Annotated in this window: 18 protein-coding genes; 9 read left to right on the top strand and 9 right to left on the bottom strand. The window is 54.1% G+C overall.

All coding sequences use genetic code 11. The features are described from left to right. Positions 1-45: 45 nt before the first annotated feature. On the top strand, positions 46-2,268 hold the full coding sequence (gene recQ, locus DPRO_RS10390; RefSeq protein WP_097011974.1) for a DNA helicase RecQ: 2,223 nt from the start codon (positions 46-48) through the stop codon (positions 2,266-2,268). 62 nt (positions 2,269-2,330) lie between these two features. Further along, positions 2,331-3,605: a transcription antitermination factor NusB gene (locus tag DPRO_RS10385; RefSeq protein WP_097011973.1), complete on the top strand. Its 1,275-nt coding sequence runs from the start codon at positions 2,331-2,333 to the stop codon at positions 3,603-3,605. 94 nt (positions 3,606-3,699) lie between these two features. Here DPRO_RS10385 and DPRO_RS10380 read toward each other — a convergent pair whose 3' ends face one another. The 3 genes from DPRO_RS10380 to DPRO_RS10370 form a co-directional block, all read right to left on the bottom strand. Then, on the bottom strand, positions 3,700-5,178 hold the full coding sequence (locus tag DPRO_RS10380) for an Rne/Rng family ribonuclease (protein ID WP_097011972.1): 1,479 nt from the start codon (positions 5,176-5,178) through the stop codon (positions 3,700-3,702). 40 nt (positions 5,179-5,218) lie between these two features. Further along, a complete protein-coding gene (locus DPRO_RS10375) occupies positions 5,219-6,172 on the bottom strand; it encodes a radical SAM protein (RefSeq protein ID WP_097011971.1) in 954 nt (317 codons plus the stop codon). Positions 6,173-6,556: 384 nt separating this feature from the next. Then, on the bottom strand, positions 6,557-7,624 hold the full coding sequence (locus DPRO_RS10370) for an IS5 family transposase (RefSeq protein ID WP_097010253.1): 1,068 nt from the start codon (positions 7,622-7,624) through the stop codon (positions 6,557-6,559). Positions 7,625-7,765: 141 nt separating this feature from the next. Between DPRO_RS10370 and DPRO_RS10365 the strand changes: the two genes are divergently transcribed. After that, positions 7,766-8,632, top strand: coding sequence for a tRNA (adenine-N1)-methyltransferase (locus tag DPRO_RS10365; RefSeq protein ID WP_097011970.1), 867 nt, complete (start codon positions 7,766-7,768; stop codon positions 8,630-8,632). A gap of 110 nt (positions 8,633-8,742) precedes the next feature. On the opposite strand, the gene DPRO_RS10360 is transcribed toward DPRO_RS10365, so the two are convergent. The 5 genes from DPRO_RS10360 to DPRO_RS10340 all read right to left on the bottom strand — a co-directional run bounded on the left by DPRO_RS10360 (position 8,743) and on the right by DPRO_RS10340 (position 13,999). Then, positions 8,743-9,450, bottom strand: coding sequence for a substrate-binding periplasmic protein (locus DPRO_RS10360; protein WP_097011969.1), 708 nt, complete (start codon positions 9,448-9,450; stop codon positions 8,743-8,745). 91 nt (positions 9,451-9,541) lie between these two features. Beyond that, entirely contained in the window at positions 9,542-9,976 is a 435-nt protein-coding gene (locus tag DPRO_RS10355) for a thioredoxin family protein (protein WP_097011968.1), read from the bottom strand. A gap of 80 nt (positions 9,977-10,056) precedes the next feature. After that, positions 10,057-10,779 (bottom strand): response regulator, encoded by a 723-nt coding sequence (locus DPRO_RS10350; RefSeq protein ID WP_097011967.1) that lies wholly within the window; start codon positions 10,777-10,779, stop codon positions 10,057-10,059. Then, positions 10,776-12,788, bottom strand: a complete 2,013-nt coding sequence (locus tag DPRO_RS10345; RefSeq protein ID WP_097011966.1) for an ATP-binding protein — start codon at positions 12,786-12,788, stop codon at positions 10,776-10,778. Before DPRO_RS10345 ends, DPRO_RS10350 begins: the two co-directional genes overlap by 4 nt. Continuing rightward, positions 12,785-13,999, bottom strand: a complete 1,215-nt coding sequence (locus tag DPRO_RS10340) for an ABC transporter substrate-binding protein (RefSeq protein WP_232005552.1) — start codon at positions 13,997-13,999, stop codon at positions 12,785-12,787. Before DPRO_RS10340 ends, DPRO_RS10345 begins: the two co-directional genes overlap by 4 nt. Before the next feature lie 255 nt (positions 14,000-14,254). Between DPRO_RS10340 and DPRO_RS10335 the strand changes: the two genes are divergently transcribed. From DPRO_RS10335 to DPRO_RS10310, 6 genes are all read left to right on the top strand, one after another. Then, the gene (locus DPRO_RS10335; RefSeq protein WP_097011964.1) at positions 14,255-14,932 is read left to right on the top strand and encodes a CBS and ACT domain-containing protein; all 678 of its coding nucleotides are present in this window, start codon (positions 14,255-14,257) and stop codon (positions 14,930-14,932) included. Between the two features lie 59 nt (positions 14,933-14,991). Further along, entirely contained in the window at positions 14,992-15,267 is a 276-nt protein-coding gene (locus tag DPRO_RS10330) for an amphi-Trp domain-containing protein (RefSeq protein ID WP_097011963.1), read from the top strand. A 223-nt stretch (positions 15,268-15,490) separates the two neighbouring features. Further along, the gene (locus DPRO_RS10325) at positions 15,491-16,549 is read left to right on the top strand and encodes a glycosyltransferase (protein WP_097011962.1); all 1,059 of its coding nucleotides are present in this window, start codon (positions 15,491-15,493) and stop codon (positions 16,547-16,549) included. A gap of 96 nt (positions 16,550-16,645) precedes the next feature. Then, positions 16,646-17,032 carry a hypothetical protein gene (locus tag DPRO_RS10320; RefSeq protein ID WP_097011961.1) on the top strand — a complete coding sequence of 129 codons (387 nt, stop codon included), beginning with the start codon at positions 16,646-16,648 and terminating at the stop codon, positions 17,030-17,032. A 260-nt stretch (positions 17,033-17,292) separates the two neighbouring features. Next, complete coding sequence (locus tag DPRO_RS10315; RefSeq protein ID WP_097011960.1) at positions 17,293-18,102, top strand: sugar phosphate isomerase/epimerase family protein; 810 nt, start codon at positions 17,293-17,295, stop codon at positions 18,100-18,102. A gap of 7 nt (positions 18,103-18,109) precedes the next feature. After that, entirely contained in the window at positions 18,110-18,538 is a 429-nt protein-coding gene (locus tag DPRO_RS10310) for a PaaI family thioesterase (protein WP_157917446.1), read from the top strand. Positions 18,539-18,626: 88 nt separating this feature from the next. On the opposite strand, the gene DPRO_RS10305 is transcribed toward DPRO_RS10310, so the two are convergent. Continuing rightward, positions 18,627-19,211 carry a peroxiredoxin gene (locus tag DPRO_RS10305; RefSeq protein ID WP_097011958.1) on the bottom strand — a complete coding sequence of 195 codons (585 nt, stop codon included), beginning with the start codon at positions 19,209-19,211 and terminating at the stop codon, positions 18,627-18,629.

The raw sequence follows: 19,211 nt of genomic DNA, 5'->3' as shown, positions 1-19,211 counted from the left end.
GATACGCATTGCCATCCAAAACGGTTTGCCATACTCTCGCCCCCCATGCATCAGCCCCACACCCGTCCACCATCCACTCCCAATGAGGTACTGAGTTCCGTATTCGGCTTTGACGCCTTCATCGGTCTACAGGAATCCATCATCAACAACACCCTTGCGGGCGGTGACTCGCTGGTACTCATGCCCACGGGCGGAGGCAAATCCCTCTGCTATCAAATCCCTGCCATGCTCCGTCAGGGTGTCGGCATATGCGTTTCCCCGCTCATTGCCTTGATGCAGGATCAGGTGCAGGGACTGACGCAGATGGGCGTTCGCGCTGCCTGTCTCAATTCTTCCCTTGACCCACAATCGGCCTGGGAAGTGGAACAACAACTGGAAACCGGGCAACTGGACCTGCTCTATGTCGCCCCGGAACGTCTGTTCCGTCCCGGCTTTCTGGATTTTCTGGCGCGGTGCAATCCATGTCTGTTCGCCATCGACGAAGCCCACTGTGTTTCCCAATGGGGGCACGATTTCCGGCCGGAATACATGCAGTTGTCCATCCTTCATGAGCGATTCCCTGATGTTCCGCGTCTGGCCCTCACAGCCACAGCCGACAAACCGACACAACGGGATATCGTCAACAATCTGCACCTTGGTCAAGCGCAGGTCTATGCCACCGGATTCAACCGACCCAATATTTCCTACACGGTCCTGCCCAAGAACAACGGGCGCAAGATGCTCCTGCAATTTATCCGGGACAACCATCCCGGCGATGCAGGGATCGTCTACCGACTCAGCCGCAAAAAGGTTGAAAAGACCGCTGAATTTCTGAACAAGCACGGAGTGACCGCCCTCCCCTATCATGCCGGATTGTCACAGGCCGAACGGTACCGCAATCAGGAGCGGTTCATGCGGGAGGAAGGGGTGGTCATGGTGGCGACCGTGGCATTCGGCATGGGTGTGGACAAGCCCAACGTCCGTTTCGTGTGCCATCTGGAGCCGCCCAAATCGCTGGAAGCATACCATCAGGAGACAGGTCGCGCCGGACGTGACGGTCTGCCAGCCTCGGCGTGGATGTGCTTTGGCATGCAGGACATTGCCGTGCTCCGATCCATGATTGAATCCGGTGAGGCAGCAGGGACGCGCAAACGGGTGGAGCATTCCAAACTCGGCTCCATGTTCGCTTTCCTGGAAGCTGCCAGTTGCCGTCGACAGGCATTGCTCGGCTATTTTGGCGAAACCATTGAGCCGTGCGGTAATTGCGACAACTGTATCACCCCGGTGGACACCTGGGATGGGACTGTGGAAGCGCAAAAGGCCCTGTCCAACATCTTTCGTACCGAACAGCGATTCGGCGTCAACTATCTGGCTCATGTTCTTGTGGGCAAGGAAACCGATCAGATTCGGCGCTTCAACCACACCGAGCTGTCCACCTTCGGGTGTGGCGAAGAGTTGAGCCTGGACCAGTGGAAATCCGTGTATCGGCAGCTACTGGCCGGTGGGTATTGCTCGGTGGACCCTGAACGATTCAACGCTCTGACGCTCAATGAACGCTCGTGGCCCATACTCAAAGGCGAGCGCCCCATCCGCTTCCGCACCGACCCCATCGTGCCCAAGCGCTCGAAAAAGTCCAAACCGGCGAGAGCTGCCGCTGCCGATATCCTGACCAACTGGGAAACAGAAGAACTGTTCGATTCCCTACGCGAACTCAGGCTCTCCATTGCAGAAGAGCAGTCTGTTCCTCCTTACGCTATCTTTCCGGACAAGACGCTGTTGGAACTGGTCAAATACCGTCCCACCTCGCTGGAGTCATTTGGCTGCATTTCCGGTGTCGGCGAGGTCAAGCTGGAGCGATTCGGCTCCACGTTCCTTGCCGGTCTGCATGCCCACGAAGAAAAGCACGGCAGACCCGCCAACCTGGCTGAAATTCCTTCGGACAGAGCGGACAAGAGAGATAAGCAGAAACAGAAGAAGCAGGAATTATCCGCCACAGCCCAGGAGTCGCTGACCCTGTTCAGAGAATTCGGTGATGTGGAGGAAGTAGCCAGCCGCCGCTGCCTCAAGCCCGCATCCATTTGGAATCATCTTTCCCAGGCAGTCAAATGCGGCAAGCTGAATTACCGGGAGCTGGTCAAGCTGCCAGATGTTGAAATCGACTTGATCAAATCCACATTGCGCGACTTCAAGAAACGGGGAATTCTCGCCCTGACACCCGTACATGATGCCTTTGAGGGCAAGTATCCATACGAAGTGCTGCGTGTCATCCGCTCCAGCGCCAACAGCTAACTTCACTTTTTCCCCATACATGCTGCTTGCGCCAGTCGTGCGCAAAGCGTATGGAGAATCGTATGAAAGCACATTCCACCAAGCCCCTGCCTCCAGCGAGAAGGGTCGCACTCGAAGCACTTTACCGTTGCCTGTTTTCCAAGCAGGACATTCAGGCCGCCCTTGACGTGGCCCTTTCCTCCGGCAAAATCGATCCCCGCGATGTCGGGCTTGCCACTGAACTCTGTTACGGATACCTCCGGCTCAAGGGCCGCATCGAGTATATCCTGACACGGTTTCTACAGGACCCCGGCAAGCTGCCGCCCAAAATGCGACTGGCTATGGGCGTTGCGGCTTACGAGATCATTTTTCTCGACAAGGTTCCGGCCTACGCCTCTGTTGACTGGGCCGTCGAATTTTCCAAGAGCAAACCCGGCTCCCGTCTTTCCGGTCTTTTCAACGCTGTGCTCCGCCGTATCGCGGACATGGGCGACGAAGCCTTTGACAAGGATTTCTATCGCAAGGACGCCTCCCTGCCGGAATTCCTGAGCCGTTGGTACGCCTGCCCTCAGTGGCTTGTGGACATGTGGTGGAGAGCCTACGGCGAAGAAAGGGCCCTTGCCTATCTTGAAGCGCAACTGTCGCCGCCCGCCGTGGGCATCAATCTGTATGGTCACCCGGAAGCGGAAGAAATATTTACGGAACTGGCTGGCGCACCCGAGATCATAGACATCGAGGGCATGTCCTTCGCACTGCCTGCCGGTACGTCCTTTGAGGATGAGCCGGAACCGCCGCTGGCACGCCAGTCGTTTGCTGCGAGAGAAGCCATAGAGGCGCTCAATCCCTCATTGTGGGAAAGCCCGGTATGGGATGCGTGCGCCGGACGAGGCGGCAAGACCCGGATTCTGTTGGAAAATGGCTTGAAGGTTTTTGCCTCTGACCCGCACAAGGGACGCCTGTCCGCACTGCGTCGGGAACTGCCCGGTGTGGAAACATTCGAAGCCAATGCAGCGACGGCCATTCCTCCGCACCAGCCATCAACCATCCTGCTCGATCTCCCCTGCTCCGGCCTCGGCGTACTTTCCCGCCGCCCGGACACCAAGTGGAAACGGACCACCAAGGACCTTGATGACCTGATGAAACTGCAAAGCGAGATACTGGATAATGCTGCTCATCGCGTCAAACGCGGAGGCAAAATTGCCATTATCACCTGCACGCTCAATCCGGATGAAAACGATCACTTGATTAAAGCGTTTCTGGGCCACCACGAAAGAGCCGAACTGAACAAGGAATGGACGACCCCACCGGATTCACCGCTGGGAGAATTCTTCTACAGCGCCCTGTTGACGATCAATTAAGAATCAAACAGCCCACAAGCTGACTCCATATTCAAAAGAAAAGAGGCCTCCTGAAACAGGGGGCCTCTTCCATTATACTCACTATAGCTACGATCTAGTCGTCGTAATCGTAGTCGATGTCGATGTGAATTTCCTTGTTGTACTCTTCTTCCATTTCGGCAAGGACCTGTCGCTTGTTGTTGAGGAGATAGATGGCAAGTTCCTCTTCACAGTCGTATTCCACAGATTCCATGCTCGGTTTGCGAATATCGCGGTGGATATCCTTAAGCGCCTGCAAAGCCTGCCACTCCATGTTGCGACGAATGCCGGTACCCTTGCAGCAGGGACAGGGTTCCGTGGAAATGGCGATGGCCGAAGAACCAAGGCGCTGGCGCACCAACTCCATGAGCCCAAAGGATGAAATACGGCTGACATCGGTTCGTGCGCGATCATTCTTCATTTCAGCGCGCATGACCTTCTCGACTTCGCGGCAGTCTTTCGGATTCTTCATCTCGATGAAGTCGATAACGACCTGTCCGCCGATATCGCGCAGGCGCAACTGGCGGGCGATCTCACGTGCAGCCTCCACGTTGGTCTTGAGTGCCATCTTCTGGAAGTTCCGCTCACCACCGATTTTACCGGAGTTGATATCAATGGCTGTCAGTGCTTCGGTAGCATCGAATACAAGACGACCGCCCGAGGGCATGGATGCCTCACGGGAGTAGATCTCCTGTACCTGCTTGACCAGATTGAACCGCTCAAGAAGGGAAAGATCATGGTCTTCGTGCAGCTTGGCCAGATTGTTCTTGCGCGGGAAGGCCAGCTTCACGAACTGCTTAACCTGATTGTATGTTTCCTTGTCGTCTACCCATACCTCGGTCACATCGGTGGTCAGGTAATCGCGGACAGCCCGGGCTGCCAGCCCAAGCTCTTCATAGACGACGGTCGGCGCTTTTTTCTGCTGCGCATTGGCGCGAATGTCCGTCCAGAGCCTGTTCAGATACTTGAAATCGCGTCCGAGAGCGGCCTTGGACTGTCCGACTGCGGCGGTACGGGCTATCAGCCCTACACCCTCGGAAGTATCAAAGGATTCCAACGCTTTTTTCAGTCGTGCGCGCTCTTTTTCATTTTCGATTTTGCGGGAGACACCCATCTGGGAGCGTCCGACAGTATACACGAAGCTGCGGCCCGGAAGAGAAAGATACGTGGTGAGGAAGGCGCCTTTCTTGCCTGTGGGTTCCTTGACCACCTGCACCAGGATTTCCTGGCCGGGCTTGAGCACCTTCTGCATGAGCGGGAAGCGCTGGCCCTTTTTGGTGGCCGGACTGCCCATGTAATATTCGGGATGGACCTCGTCAATCTGCAGGAACCCGTTTCGTTCGGCTCCGTAGTTGATGAACGCGGCCTGAAGCCCGTTATCGATGTTGTGGATATACCCTTTGTAGATGTTGCCCTTGGTTTTGGCCTGGTGCACCATCTCTACATAATACTCGTTGACGATGCCTTCTTCGGCGATGACAACTTCAACCTGTTCCCCCGGCAATACGGAGATGAACATCTTCTGCCGACGTTTCTTGTTGGCAACTGCGGTCATAATAACCTCTCAATAAAAAAATGTGTCGTATCATGGCGCGCTATTCCTCCATGACATGGCCCGTACCGTGGTAGAAGGTCTCACCCCGGTCTTCCCGGGAGATGACGTCGCCCTGTTCCTGCAGGGCTTCCACAGTTTCGCGAACCGCTTCCGAGTCCACGTTCAGGGCTCCGGCCAGTTGAGAAACAGTCTGAGGTCGACGAGACAGGGATGCTTCCACCAGAGCAGTCAATCGCTCGGGAGACATCTCCGCCAAAACCTCTGCCTTGGAAGCGCAAGTCTGATACTTGCCGACTTCAAGGCGTGCGCGCCAACGACTCAGGAGTGCCCCGTTCACGGGACTGGTTCCCCTGACCGTACCCGGGCGATTCGTGGTCACCACGTCCACCCGATCCGGTCCGAGCCGTTTGCAAAAAACCGTCAGCCTGTCGAGATTTTCCTCCGAGTCATTGACTCCATCGACAAGCAAAATTTCCAAAAATATCTTTCCGCTGAATTCCTTACGGAACTGCAATAATCCTTCGGCCACCTGCTCGGGAGTGATGCTACTGCAGGGGCGGTTTACCGAAGCGAATTCCGAGTCAACAAGTGAATCGAGACTGGGGAGCACGACATCTGCCTGTGCCAGTTCAGCCCGAACCTCGGGATCGGTCATAAGTGTGGAATTGGTGAGAACCGCTATGTCCGTTTCCGGAAACAACTGCCTGGCGCCTTCAATGACTTTTGCCATCTCCGAGTTGAGGCACGGCTCGCCCAGTCCGCCCAGGGTCACCATATCCGGTGCTCCCAGGTCTTCATTTTTCCACGCGGCCAATTCTTCCAGGATGTCCTCCGCCGGGACATAGGGTTTCCGCTCAAGTGTCAGGGTCCTGGTCGCCCCTACCTCGCAATACAGACAATCCATGGAACAGACACGGCCACCGAGCAGGTCGAGACCAAGAGAGCGCCCCAAACGGCTGCTCATTACCGGGCCGAAAATGTATTTATATGCCATATCGTGTCTTTCCAGTTGCCCGCATTGTCGCGGATCATGAAATCTTCTCAGGTTATTAAGGACATGAGCGCTCATGTCAAGGAGAGTGTGATTCAGGCAAAACCAAATCGACTTGTTGACCACCCTTTCTCGATGCGAAGAATAACGACTGTTCATGCTGGTTTTGCCTTCCGAGACACCCCGTTTTGCTTGACTTCACACGCCGCCCACCGTAGGCAATCCCATAATTTTGTATATCGAGACCTCTGCGCATCCCCTTTTCGCGTCCGTGCCTTGCGCTCCGCACCCAATTTGATGTTCTGACCGCACCCCAGCTTGGGCTCATTCCCGGCCTTTTCCTGCCATTTCTGGCCGAAATGCCGGATTTTGGACGCACCTCTCCCTTCAGGCTCGCGCCAGTCGAACAGCTTTTTTCAAATTGAACGCCATGGCGAGGATGTGGAACTCTCCCTCCACCTTCTCACGACCCACGTATCGGGACCGAAAGAATGCGTAGCCACGTTTGAGTGTGCCGAAGGCCCGCTCGACTATTTGCCGAATGCTGCTGATGTCACGGTTGCGGGTCTTTTCGAAGTCTGTCAGCCTGCCGCCACGAGGCGTCTTGTCCATGGTTCCGTCCTCCAAATCGCGATCAAACAGAATGTCCCGGTTCTTCCCGCTGCAATAGCCCTTGTCCGCATAAACCCGTGCGCCGGGATCAAGGCCGACGCCATTCACGAGCCGCTCGAATTCGCCCGTGTCCGAATGGTTCGCGGGAGTGATGTGACCACAGAGCAGAAACCCGTCTCGACTGTCCGTCGCGGCATGGAGCTTGTAGCCGTAATAGGCCCGATTTCTCTTGCGGAGCCAGGCCGCCTCCTCGTCATCCGAATAGCTGACCCGGCAGTCCACCGGCCCATCCTGTTCTTCGGCGTCCTCGGAACGGTCCTCAGGCATCACGTCGATAACCTTGCGCGGCCGCCGCTGCGACTCGACTACCGAGGCGTCCACCACGGCTCCCTCACGGACAAGAAGCCCTTGTCCTTCAAGCTGGCGGTTAAGCATGTCGAGCAAGGAGTCCAGCACCTTCAGGCGGATCAAACCGTTACGGAAACGGCATATGGTGGTCTCGTCCGGCACGTCGTCCTCGATGGAAAAACCGGTAAATCTGACAAAGGAGAGCCGGTCGAGCAGCGCCTGCTCCACGCCCGGATCACTCAGGTTGTACCAACGCTGCAAGAGCAGAATCTTGAACATCGCCAGAGGCGGATAGGCGGGATTGCCCACGGCGTTGGCCTTGCGCCTGATCTTCTTGCACAGAAAGGCGTTGATGGGCTGCCAGTCGATGAGTTCGTTGATCTCATCCAGAAATGTGGTCTTGGTTCTGCGGTGCCCCAGGAAGTAATCACCCAACCGAGGTCCTTTCTGCCGAATAGCCATGCCTTCCTCCTTTGGATGGAGAAATAATAGCATAATAAATCAAATAGTTAAAGAGTAAAAGTGTGGGATTTGCCGTGCAGAGGTCTCATATCACATATCAAGAACAGGCAGTTTAGTGTACGCTCTCCGCGTATACACCGAGAGTCCCGAAACCAGCCTGAGAGGAGACCGGAAATGATCGAACCCGGACAACTTATTCTGCTCATAAGCCAAAAAGGCAAACGATACCTCCGCAAGCTTGAGCAAGGCGGAGAAGTGCATACCCATGACGGCAAGCTGCTCATGGATGATGCGGCTGAAGCAGGCTTCGGCCAGCATGTGAAGACCCATCTTGGTCGCCCGTACCTGATCCTTAAGCCGACGCTGCATGACCTGATCAAGGGCGTAAAGCGCCAGACACAGATCATGTACCCCAAGGAAATCGGCTACCTGATGATGAAGCTGGGCATCGGCCCCGGCTCCACCGTCATCGAATCCGGCACCGGCTCCGGTGGTCTGACAACCGCACTGGCGTGGTTCGTCGGCGATACCGGCAAGGTCATCACCTACGAGCGCAGGGCAGACTTTTTCAAGCTGGCCGGCAAGAACCTCGAGCGCGTCGGGCTTTCCCATCGCGTGGAGCAGATCAACCAGAACATCGAAGATGGCTTCCTCCACTCAGGAGCAGACGCCCTGTTCCTCGATGTCCGCACCCCGTGGGAGTACCTCCATTCTATCCCCCAGGCCGTTATTCCGGGGGCAATGTGCGGATTCCTCCTGCCCACAGTCAATCAGGTCTCCGAGCTGCTGCGCGGCCTCGAAGACGGTCCTTTCGCTGAAATGGAAGTGCTCGAAATCCTCGTTCGCCGCTGGAAGCCCGTTGCAGACAGGCTCCGCCCGGACGATCGCATGGTTGCACACACCGGCTTCCTCGTGTTTGCCCGGTACATGGAGCCACCCCAGGAAACACCCAAGTCGCTGATCGAACCTTCAGCAGCACCGCTGCAGGAATCAAGTCAGGAACTGCCCGAAGAGACCGACGGCAGCGAAGACGAAGCATAATACCAAGCCCGCCACACCAGGCGGGCTTTTTCTTTGGCTACGGCAGCGTTCAAGTGCCGCATGCCGCGACCCGGAAGAGAATGAAAAAGCATTGGAGGGGGAAGGGATTATTAATGCTGCTGGCTGGTAAAAATCTTGGAGTAGGTCCCGTCCTCTTTCATGGCGCGCAGGTGGGAAGCGACCACAGGGACTATATCCGCATGTTTATTGTGCATATATAGATACATGGGTCTATCGGCCAGAGGAGTACAAAAGGTTTCGATAGTAGTGAATCCCTTTTCATGAATGATATGCTGCCCTGCCGCCCGCTCGTAGAGCGCCACATCAATACGCCCCTGTTCGAGCATTTCCATCAATTGAAGAGGCTGGCGCAACTTGGTCACATCTGCTTCCGGCGGGACATTCTTTTCAAATATCTTCCAGCCAATGATGTAGCCGACACGCATTCCCTTGAGATCATCCCAGGAGTCATACTTCGTTTTGGTTCGTGAAAACGCGACAAAATGGTAATCGAGGACTTTTTCCGGAACCATCACCAGATTGGGATACTTTTTTTCCAGACCCGCGATTCTGGGCAACTCCATGTCGCTTTTGCCCTCGTTGATAACGATGAGGGCACGCTCTGGAGGCAGTCGAACCAGATTAATCTGCTGATCCAACCGCTTGCCAAGTTCCTTGAGCAGTTGATCTATACACCCGGTTTCGTCGACAGTGGAAAATGGCGGCTTGATCGACGTGTTAACCTGCAAGGCCCCGGCATTTCCCGATACAGGAAGTACCAACACGACAAACAATACAACCACAACACTGCGAAACATTATCCCTTCCTCGTATCTCTTATGTGCCAGGGAGTTAGAATATACTGTACTCCATCGATTGGCTAGTCCGTAATAGCCATGAAAAAACAGCTCATATCCGAGACCTGACCCAACTCACGATATCCCTTGAATTCATGGCACCCGGTTGCCGGGCCACCTCTTTGCCCCCTTTAAACAGAGCCAGGGTAGGCACGGACTGGATTGCAAACCGTGAAGCGATCGCCAGCTCTGCCGAAGTGTCTATTTTGGCAAGCCGTACGAGCGGATAAAGCTGCCGAGCAGCCTCTTCAAATTGCGGCGTCATCATCAGGCAGGGACCACAGGAGGGTGAATAGAAGTCCACAAGAACGGGAATGCCGGTCTTTGCAATGTGACGATCAAATGTGCTTCCCACCAACTCCAAGGGATGATTTTCAAAAACGGGACGCTGGCATTTACCACATGTGGCCTGTGCTTCCCGGCCCTGCTGAATTCTGTTTATGGCGCGACAGGCAGGACAGACAATGAGAGCAGTATCAACGGTCATGCATTTCCTCCGATCTTCGATTTCCCACTACAAAAGACCATATCCATCCATGATGCAAGGGAATTCACCAGACTGTCCGGCTACTGTAGCTGCGCAGATTCCTCAGCCTTGTCGAACAGATCGACGATCTTGGTGATGCCGACCATATCAAATACGGTTTTGAAGTTGTTCGACAACCCTGTCAGCCGGATATGCAGCCCTGCATTGCACTCATCCTGAAAAAGCGCTGTCAGGCCGGTGATACCGGCTCCATTGATGGATGCATTCTCATCAAAGTCGAGAATGATCGTTTCCTTGGACAACTCTTTTGCTGAAGCAAAGGCCTCCACAATATGCGGAATAGTGTTGCCGGTGACACTGCCACGAACGCTGACAATGGCACTGTCAGCCTGTTCCTGCACAGTTACCTGTCCTTCTTCATTCCTTGCGATGGCGAGTCGTTCCGCGGCTCTTGAAAGAGCCTGTTCGAGCGCCTCTCTTTGCAGGGGTTTGTTTATGAAATCCGTTGCATCGAGATTCAATGCCTGTATGGCCAAATCCATATCACCATGTCCAGTGATGACAATTACTTCGGCATGGGGATCTATCTTCTTGATTTCCTTGAGCGCTTCAATGCCGTCCATGATGGGCATCTTGATGTCGGTAAGCACCAGCCCAGGTCGCTCATTCCTGAAAATTTCCACTCCCTCTTGTCCGTTTTCAGCAGTGAGAATCTCGTACCCGTAGGCAGAGAGCATCAATGTGAACATCCTCAGTGTGGGTTGCTCATCGTCTATGACCAGTATTTTTTCTTTATCCGTCATGCTGCGGAACCTCCTTGCGTCCTCGCTGCCGGAAACTGCATACGAAACACCGTTCCCTTTCCCGTATCACTCTCAATGCGGATTTCTCCGCCGTAATCCCTGACGATGCCGTATGTGATGGCCAGCCCCAATCCCATTCCATGGCCAGCCTCTTTCGTTGTATAAAACGGCTCAAAAACCTTGTGCTGATCCTCTTGCGCAATGCCGGCCCCGGAGTCTTGCACTTCCATGTAGACTGATTCGTTTTCTGCGGCACTCCGTATGACAATTCGTCGGTCGCATACTGCATCATGCGGCGAGGAGCAATCATTTATGGCGTCCCTGGCATTGGTGACCAGATTGAAAATAACCTGTTGCAGTCTGTTGGAGTGTGCCAAAACAACGGGCAGATCCGGAGCCAGGTCCAACTCGAATCGAATGTTGTCCAACTCGAATTGCCGACGAATCATGGACAGCACTGCCCTGATCGGTTGATTCAAATCGACGCGCTCCTCGATAAGGTCGGATTTACGCCCGAAAGAACGGAGCGTATCGATGATTTCAGCAGCACGGTCCACTTGCTTCGATATGTCGGAAACCACCTGGCTGAAGTGTTCCTTGGGGACCTCAACCCCTTGTCCTTCCATCATCGAAAGGAACTCACTGCCCATTTTAATCGCATTGAGGGGCTGGTTGATCTCATGGGCAACACCCGCTGACATTTCACCAAGGGACTTCATTTTTCCGGCCTGAATCAACTGTGCGTCCTTTTCGATCATTTCCGTAATGTCGGTTACGGCAATGATGATCGCGTGGTGTCCACGATAGGAGATAGGACAGGCATGCATATTGACGAAGAAGGGTTCGCTTCCCTTCTTGTAATGCAGTTGTTTGGGAAAGTAGACGCACCCCCCACCACCTTCGACAAAGTAGGACAGGCATTTTTCGTTATGTTCCTGCCCCAATTGGACAAAGGGCATCCCTATCAATTCCTGCTTGTCGTACCCGTACAGCTCCACGGTTCTGGGGTTGGCGTCCCGTATCTCCCCATTTTCACAGTCCACGACAAAAATTGGGTCCGGCCCTGAATCGAAGAGCGAACGATACTTCTCCTCTGATTCGCGCAACCGGTGGCGGTACAGCTTGATGGACCAAACCATATTGCGGAAGGAGTCGCCCAACTGGACCACCTCGTCACCCCGGTGCTTCCGGTAGAAAGCACATCTCGCGCACTTGCGGTGCACTTCACCCGGCAGATTGATCTTTCGCGACTCATCAAAATGCCAGCAAGGAAGATCGGTATTGGTGAAGGCCGGACAATTGGCAGTGTCCCAGTCCTCATCGGGTCCGAGTTTGAGTGGGATATCAAAATTGCCTCGGCTGATTTCATCCGACAGCCGGGTCAAATCACTGATGGGCTTGGTGATATAACGAGTCAGCCAGGACGAGAAGAATATGGTGATCAGTACCACCAGCGAAATGAAGCCTAAAAAGGCGACACGCAGCTTGCCGACCAGAGAGTCGATGTGTTCCTTGCTCAACCCCACATGGACCGTTCCGATACGGTACAACCCTTCATTGATAGCCACGGCGATGTCGTACACCCGCTCTCCGTCGACCACCATAAGCTGGATGGAATCCTGCTCCCCGGAGGGGATGGTGTTGTTCAGCAGAACCTTGGGCAGCTTCCGGGTCATTGTATGCGCCAGTAGGCGGCCTTCGATGTCTTCGACGAAGATGTATGAGACCAGGTATCTGCGCTGGTGCAGATTGGCCTCATCAAAAATCAGGGTCAGCAGCTTGGGGATGTCGTTATCAAGGATGAAGGAGCCGCCGCGCTCGGCTACGGACTGGGCAATGGCTCGCCCTCGCAGCTCCAACTCCTGAGTCAGTGAACTGACCAGAATGTAACGAGAGATCAAAGCGACTGCCACACTGATAAAGAGAACCGCTGCAAGCATGGACACCAGCAGCTTCTCACGCAATCCCGCATGGGCGAAGCGATAGGCTATCTTCTCTTTGAAGGTCATGGTGCGACCTTCCTGTGCAGCGTATTCCAATCAGTAAATGGAACAAAATGGCGATCCATCAGCCGCGTAAAATACACTTGATCCAGCCCCTGCCTGTCCTTGGGACCATAGGTGATGGAGAGCCCGGGACCCATTTCGAAATTTCGTATGGACTCGATGGCGCGGATCAACCCCTCCCGGGTCAAATCCCTGCCGGCTTTATTCAGCCCTTCAACGAGGATACGCGCATTAAGAAATCCTTCGAGACCGACAAAACTGGGCGGTTCGCCAGGGAAATAGCGCTCCAACAGTTGAACATACTGGACTGCGGCATCGTCTTCGCTTCCCACACTCATGGGCGGCGGGACCACCTGAGACATGAGCACCGTCGGATTACCCTCCGGGATTCGACGAGCAAGCTCTTCCGCACCGACAAAGGATACGTTGTAAAAAACTGGGTTGAATCCATCGTCGAGCGCCAACTCGATGAAACGAGCACATGCGCCGTAGGTGCCCACCATAACCACTGCCTCAGCACCGGATTCGACGATTTTCTTCAATCCTTCCGTCACATCCTGCGTGCCGCGAATGTAGGAGCCACGGGCTACAGGCTCAAGTCCGTATTGCTTGAGGGCCAGTTCCGTCCCGATGAGACCATCGAAACCATATGCGTCGTATTGATAGAAGACGGCGATCTTACGAATGCCAAGATCATTGATCATGTGTTGCACGGCCGCTTTGGTTTCCTGGTAATAGGAAGCCCGGATATTCACCACATATCTGTTGAAGGGCTCGCGGAGAGCATTGGCACCCGTAAACATGCCGATGAGGGGTATTCTGGCCTCCTCGACCAGAGGCAGCACCTTGACCGTGGTGGGGGTCCCCACATAGCTGAACAGGGCGAGTACATCGCCACTGATGATAAATTCCTGGGTATTGGCTAGACAACGGGGTGGATCATACGAATCATCCACGGCCTTGATGCGCAATGTGCGCCCGTTTATCCCACCATTATCGTTGATGTATTTAACATATGCCCTGGCACCTTGCAGCGTCTGGGTGCCCAGGTATCCGGCATGCCCTGTCAGGGCCAGGGATGATCCGACAACAATTTCTGATTCGGTAACGCCGGGTATACCCTTGTTGGAATCATCTGAATTATCAACGCCTCCACACGCCCATGCAAGCTGGGTCAGGAGAAGAACAAGCATGGCTCGCGCGAACTGTCTCACAGGCGTACTCCATCATTTCCGGTGATTCTCCGCCTTGGCGGAGTCCAGTGTTTGTCGTACTTTCTGTAAAGGGAAAATACAAGAACAGACCATTTGCTCAAGGTTCCAACCCTTACCAAAGTCTGCGTCAAACCTCGGATGCGCCCAAAAGACGCATCAAGACTAGCCAAAACGGACGGTTACAGGTATGGAATATGGTAAATACCATGAATTTTATCCGGCTACCTTGCGGGATTTCACCAGGAGGACCTAACAATGCTGATTAAGAATTGGATGACAAAGGATGTTTTGACGCTCTCCCAGGACCGCTCCATGATGAAGGCTTCCAAGCTGATGAAGGACAAGGCTGTCAGTTGCATGCCCATCGTTGATGACGATGACAGACTTGTCGGCATCCTTTCGGACCGAGACATCAAGGACGCTTCCCCATCCAAGGCGACCACCCTGGACATGCACGAGCTGTACTACCTTCTCTCGGACATCAAGATCAAGGACATCATGACCAAGAAGGTCGTCACGATCCGCCCGGATGAAACCGTTGAAAAGGCCGCCGTTCTCATGCTGGAAGGGCATTTTGGCTCCCTGCCCGTCGTGGATGATGACCGTAAGGTCGTAGGCATCATCACCGACACTGACGTGTTCAAGGTATTGGTAGAGATATCCGGCATTTATGAAGGCGGTACCCAGGTATGCCTTCAGGTTTCCAATGAGCCGGGATCCCTCTCCCCTGTGCTTGACTACCTCAAGGACAACGGTGCCCGGATCATGTCCATCATGACCCGCAGCACCCCTGACACGGAGGACATGAAGGATGTATATATCCGCCTGCGTGACATGGAGAAGCCCGAGTTCAAGCGCCTCAAGGCTGGCTTCGAAGAACGGTTCCCGGTCCAGTTCTGGGCAGTCGACCCCGTCCATCGAGTCGTAACCTAACAAGTATTCAGGAGACCGCCTGCTGGTCTTCGCGCATTTTCGCACAACAGGAGGCAGACATGGGACGTGAAACCATCTTGTTCAAAAGCGAAGAAAAGAAAAGCGCCACCGAGGTGGCGCAGGCATTACGCCTTGTGGCCGACAAAATAGAAGAAGGCTCCATCACCCTGAGTCAGGGCGGCGAGTCGCTTGTGCTGCATCTACCCTCCACCATGAGTTTTGAGATCAAAGCCGAGGAAGAGGAAGGGCGCACCAAGACAAAGCGTTCTCTCGAATTCGAGCTGGAATGGACCCTTGGCGAAGAAGAGGAAAACGGCGGAGCAACTATCTCGTAACTATCATTACCGATAGCTTGCCGTTAGGCTTATTTCCATGTAATATAAGCTGATAAGACCGACAGTCTTTACCTTCATCTTCCTGATTGAGCCTCCGTTAGCGGAGGCTCTTTCCGTTGATCACCTGCGCCTGGGCCGCGATGTAATTTTGGACAACCTGCCATCGTGCTGATACTGTACGTGCGGTTCACAACAACACATTACCCTACACCCAATACATTTCATGAATATCGCATTTGTCAATTCCACCCGCAAATGGGGCGGGGTCAAAACCTGGAGCATCGACATGTCGGAAAGCCTGATCCGCTACGGACATCAGGCGTTCATTGTCGGCCGTCCCGGGGCATTCGTAGAAAAGGCCGCCAAACTCGGCATCCCGGCCCAGGCCCATGCTTTCGGTTTTGATTTCAATCCGCTCTCCATAGCCTACTTCCTGCGCTATCTATCGAAGAATCGGATTGATGTTCTGATCTGCAACATTTCCAAGGACCTGAGAACCGCAGGCGTTGCCGCCAAGATTCTTGGAATCCCTATCGTGCAACACCTTGGCGCGCCTCAAGATGTGACCAATCGCTTCAAAACCAGAATAACACAACGAATCACTGGCGCTCACCTTGTAACCTGTAGTGAGTACGTACGCCAAAGGCTATTAGACAACGTTCCGTTATACAAAGAGTATGACTTTAAAGCCATTTTCCCCGGAGCCAAGCCGAATCCGGTCCCGCCAAGCACGTGCCACAATCCGAGAACCATCATTGCCACCAGCCAGCTCAACCCGGACAAGGGACACGCCCACTTGCTGCAGGCAATGGCTTCACTCAAAAAGCGTGGCTATGACTTCCGCTGCATCATTGTCGGCACGGGCAAGATTGAAGCGCAACTCCAGCAAATGGGCAGAGATCTCGGCATTGACGACCTCATTGAATGGACAGGCTTTGTGACGGACGTTCAAGCCCAGTTGCTTCGAGCGGACATTTTCGTTCTTCCGACCTTTTGCGAACCCCTTGGTATCTCCCTGGAAGAAGCCATGGCCAACGGACTGGTTCCGATTGCCCGCAGGGCAGGCGGCCCAAGGGAAATCTGGCCACCAGACCTGGATCACTTGCTTATCCTCCCTCACAGCCACGAACAGGGTTTTGAAACTGCCTTGGCTACACTCCTCGACACCCCGGAGGATAAACTGATTGCCATGAAACAGTACGTACACACCCACGCCAGCCAAACGTTTTCGCTGGACATCCAGGCGGAAAAGCTCCTCAACTGGCTGAAACGATTCGTTTAATATGCCTTCGCTCCAAATGATCGGAATATTCCCTTAAGGGATTTCCGTGTTGTGCCGAAAAGACAGGAGAACACGCACAATCAATGAGGAGTCAGTATGGGGAGCGTTGTCGCAATGGATGCCTTTCGGCAGTCCATGTCAAACAAGAGCCACGGGCCCAAGAAGCCACCGAGACCTGAGATTTCGGGCGGTGAAATATGGGGGCGGGATTACAACAGTCTCGAAGCAGTGGTCTTCGGGTTGCTCAAGGTCCGCGCCATGATCGCTCACCATATGGGTAGTTTCGACCACGTATTCGACGCACTGTGCATGGATACACTGGAAGCTGCCTACGCCATTGAGGAGTATGGACCGGCACAACTCAAGCAGAAGATCAAGCCCCTCAAGGAATGGATTCTTGACGAAATGACCGAAGACAACAAGCGCGATCTTTCCTGGACTCTCGTGATATTGGACCTTATCGAGAAGTCTCCAAACAAGTAACTTATCGATAACCAATCACATCTTAAAATATTGGTTTAAATGTTAAATCAAATTTCCATCTCCTCTCGCACATCACTTTTCACTGCCGCTGGCATTGCTTGTTCCAACTCATTGCCTCTCCACACAGAGAGGCTTTTCTCCTTCCTCATCGACGCCAGTCTTCGGCCGTGATTCCGCCATGCATCGCCGTTTACCGAGAGGATACAACCCTTCCCCGAAATAACCACCACAGTTGCATTCATCTGTCGTAAAAAGGGACAATGGAAGCAACCGGTCCGGCTCGCAAGAAGCCACAAATACTCCTGTCAGCAGGCTGCCTGTTTCACCTGCCCCTGTCAGTCATTGCCCGTATCGGCCATGACGCAGGTTTTCATGGCATGGAGTTGATCATGAACTCCCCAAAGCTTGCGCCTGGACCAGAGCTTGAAGCGGTCAACGCCATCCTCCCCATACGAAGCCTGCACGCTCCCTTTCGCCGGTGGTCTGACTGGGGCGGGCATCTGCCCTCCTGGCGTGCAACCACTGCGCTGGCCAATTTCCTTCCCGATGCCGACCACATAACCATGCATCCTCCGGGCTCAAAGCTGGCGAATCTGGTCAAAAACCGGTGGTTTGAGAAGGCGTACGACCTTCCTCTGCTCCTTGATGCCAAGGGACGCATTCAGTTTTCACTGGAGAACATGCCCTGGGCTGAAGGATCACCCTTTTCGCAGGACCCGCTGGAAAAGCTCATGGCCCAATGCCGGGATAAAAACGTGGGGTTGACCTTTGACGTATGCCACATGGGAGTCTCCGGCCGGGATGTCATGGAGGCTATCCGCAAGGTGGATCTCGACCTGTTGTACAATGTGCACTATTCGGATGCTGTGGGGTACACCGAGCACCTTGCCCCGGGGAAGGGAGCACTCCCGCTAAAGTCCTTCCTCCAGCACCTTGGCAAGATCGGCTACTCCCGCTACCTTACACTGGAACTTGAGCCGTCAGCATTTCCGGATGACCTGGACGCCACGGTTGAAGTGCTCATCACTATGCGAGAGGAAATGGAACAACAACTCAACCGAACAGAATAGAATCAACATGACCCCAGCCGATTACCTCAAAGCCGTCAAAAACTCGGAGCAAACAGTAAACCCCGTGCTCAACCTCCTTGGTGCAACCGTGATCGAGACAAACCCAGGAATGGCAACGCTCAAACTAACGACCAGCCCAGCTTTTGCGCAGGGAGCAGGCGTGGTCTCCGGAGGCATTCTCGCCACCCTTCTGGATGAAACAATGGCGCACGCAGTGCTCGGATGTCTTTCTGCGGATTGCGCCACCGCCACGGTCAACATGAACGTCAGCTACCACCGACAGACCAGGGTCGGTGACGAACTCTTCTGTACAGCGCGAACCACGAAGCAGGGCCAGCGGGTCATTTTTGTCGAAGCCGAGATACAGGCTGACGAGAAGTCCATTGCCACAGCAACAGCTTCGTTCATTGTGACGCACTGTCCGAGTGAGGCATAGGCCATACCACACAAAACCCCTGACTCCGGTTCAGGAAGCCAGGGGTGAACTTACATGAAGAACGACCGCCCAGAATAGGGAACTCAATCTATTGTAATTTTTCCAATTCCTGTACGATCTTACCCAGGTCCGGTCGTAAATTGATGTCATGGACATCAATGTACCGCAGAATACCGCTCTTATCGATGATGAAGATGGCACGCTCCGCCATGCCGTCACTTCGAAGAACGCCATAACTTTCCGCGACCTGCCCATGCGGCCAGAAATCCGAAAGCACCGGGAATTTCAACGTATTCATAGCCTTGGACCACGTATACAACGTCGGGATGTTGTCAACGGTGATACCAACGAGCACTGCATCCAGTTCCTGGAACATTTCGCGTGCGATGTTGTAGCCGGGCCACTGGTCCGAACAGACCGGGGTCCATGCTGCTGGGACAAATGAAATCACGACATTTTTCCTGCCACGATAATCCGAAAGCCTGACGGTCTTTCCTGTTATGGATGGCAATGAAAAATCAGGAGCGACTTCTCCTGTCTTCACTTTTAACTGACTGTCTCGAGGTTTGAGTTTGCCAACAGGATAGGCAACAGGTTTCTCCTGCTCCTCATGCCCTGCGGCAGGACCAAACGAGATGAAAACAATCAATAATGCAAACAACAATCGCTTCAT

It is taken from the genome of Pseudodesulfovibrio profundus (assembly GCF_900217235.1).
Lineage (GTDB): Bacteria > Desulfobacterota > Desulfovibrionia > Desulfovibrionales > Desulfovibrionaceae > Pseudodesulfovibrio > Pseudodesulfovibrio profundus.
Note: the sequence above shows the minus strand (reverse complement) of the source record. Positions and strands in the feature narration are given on the sequence as shown.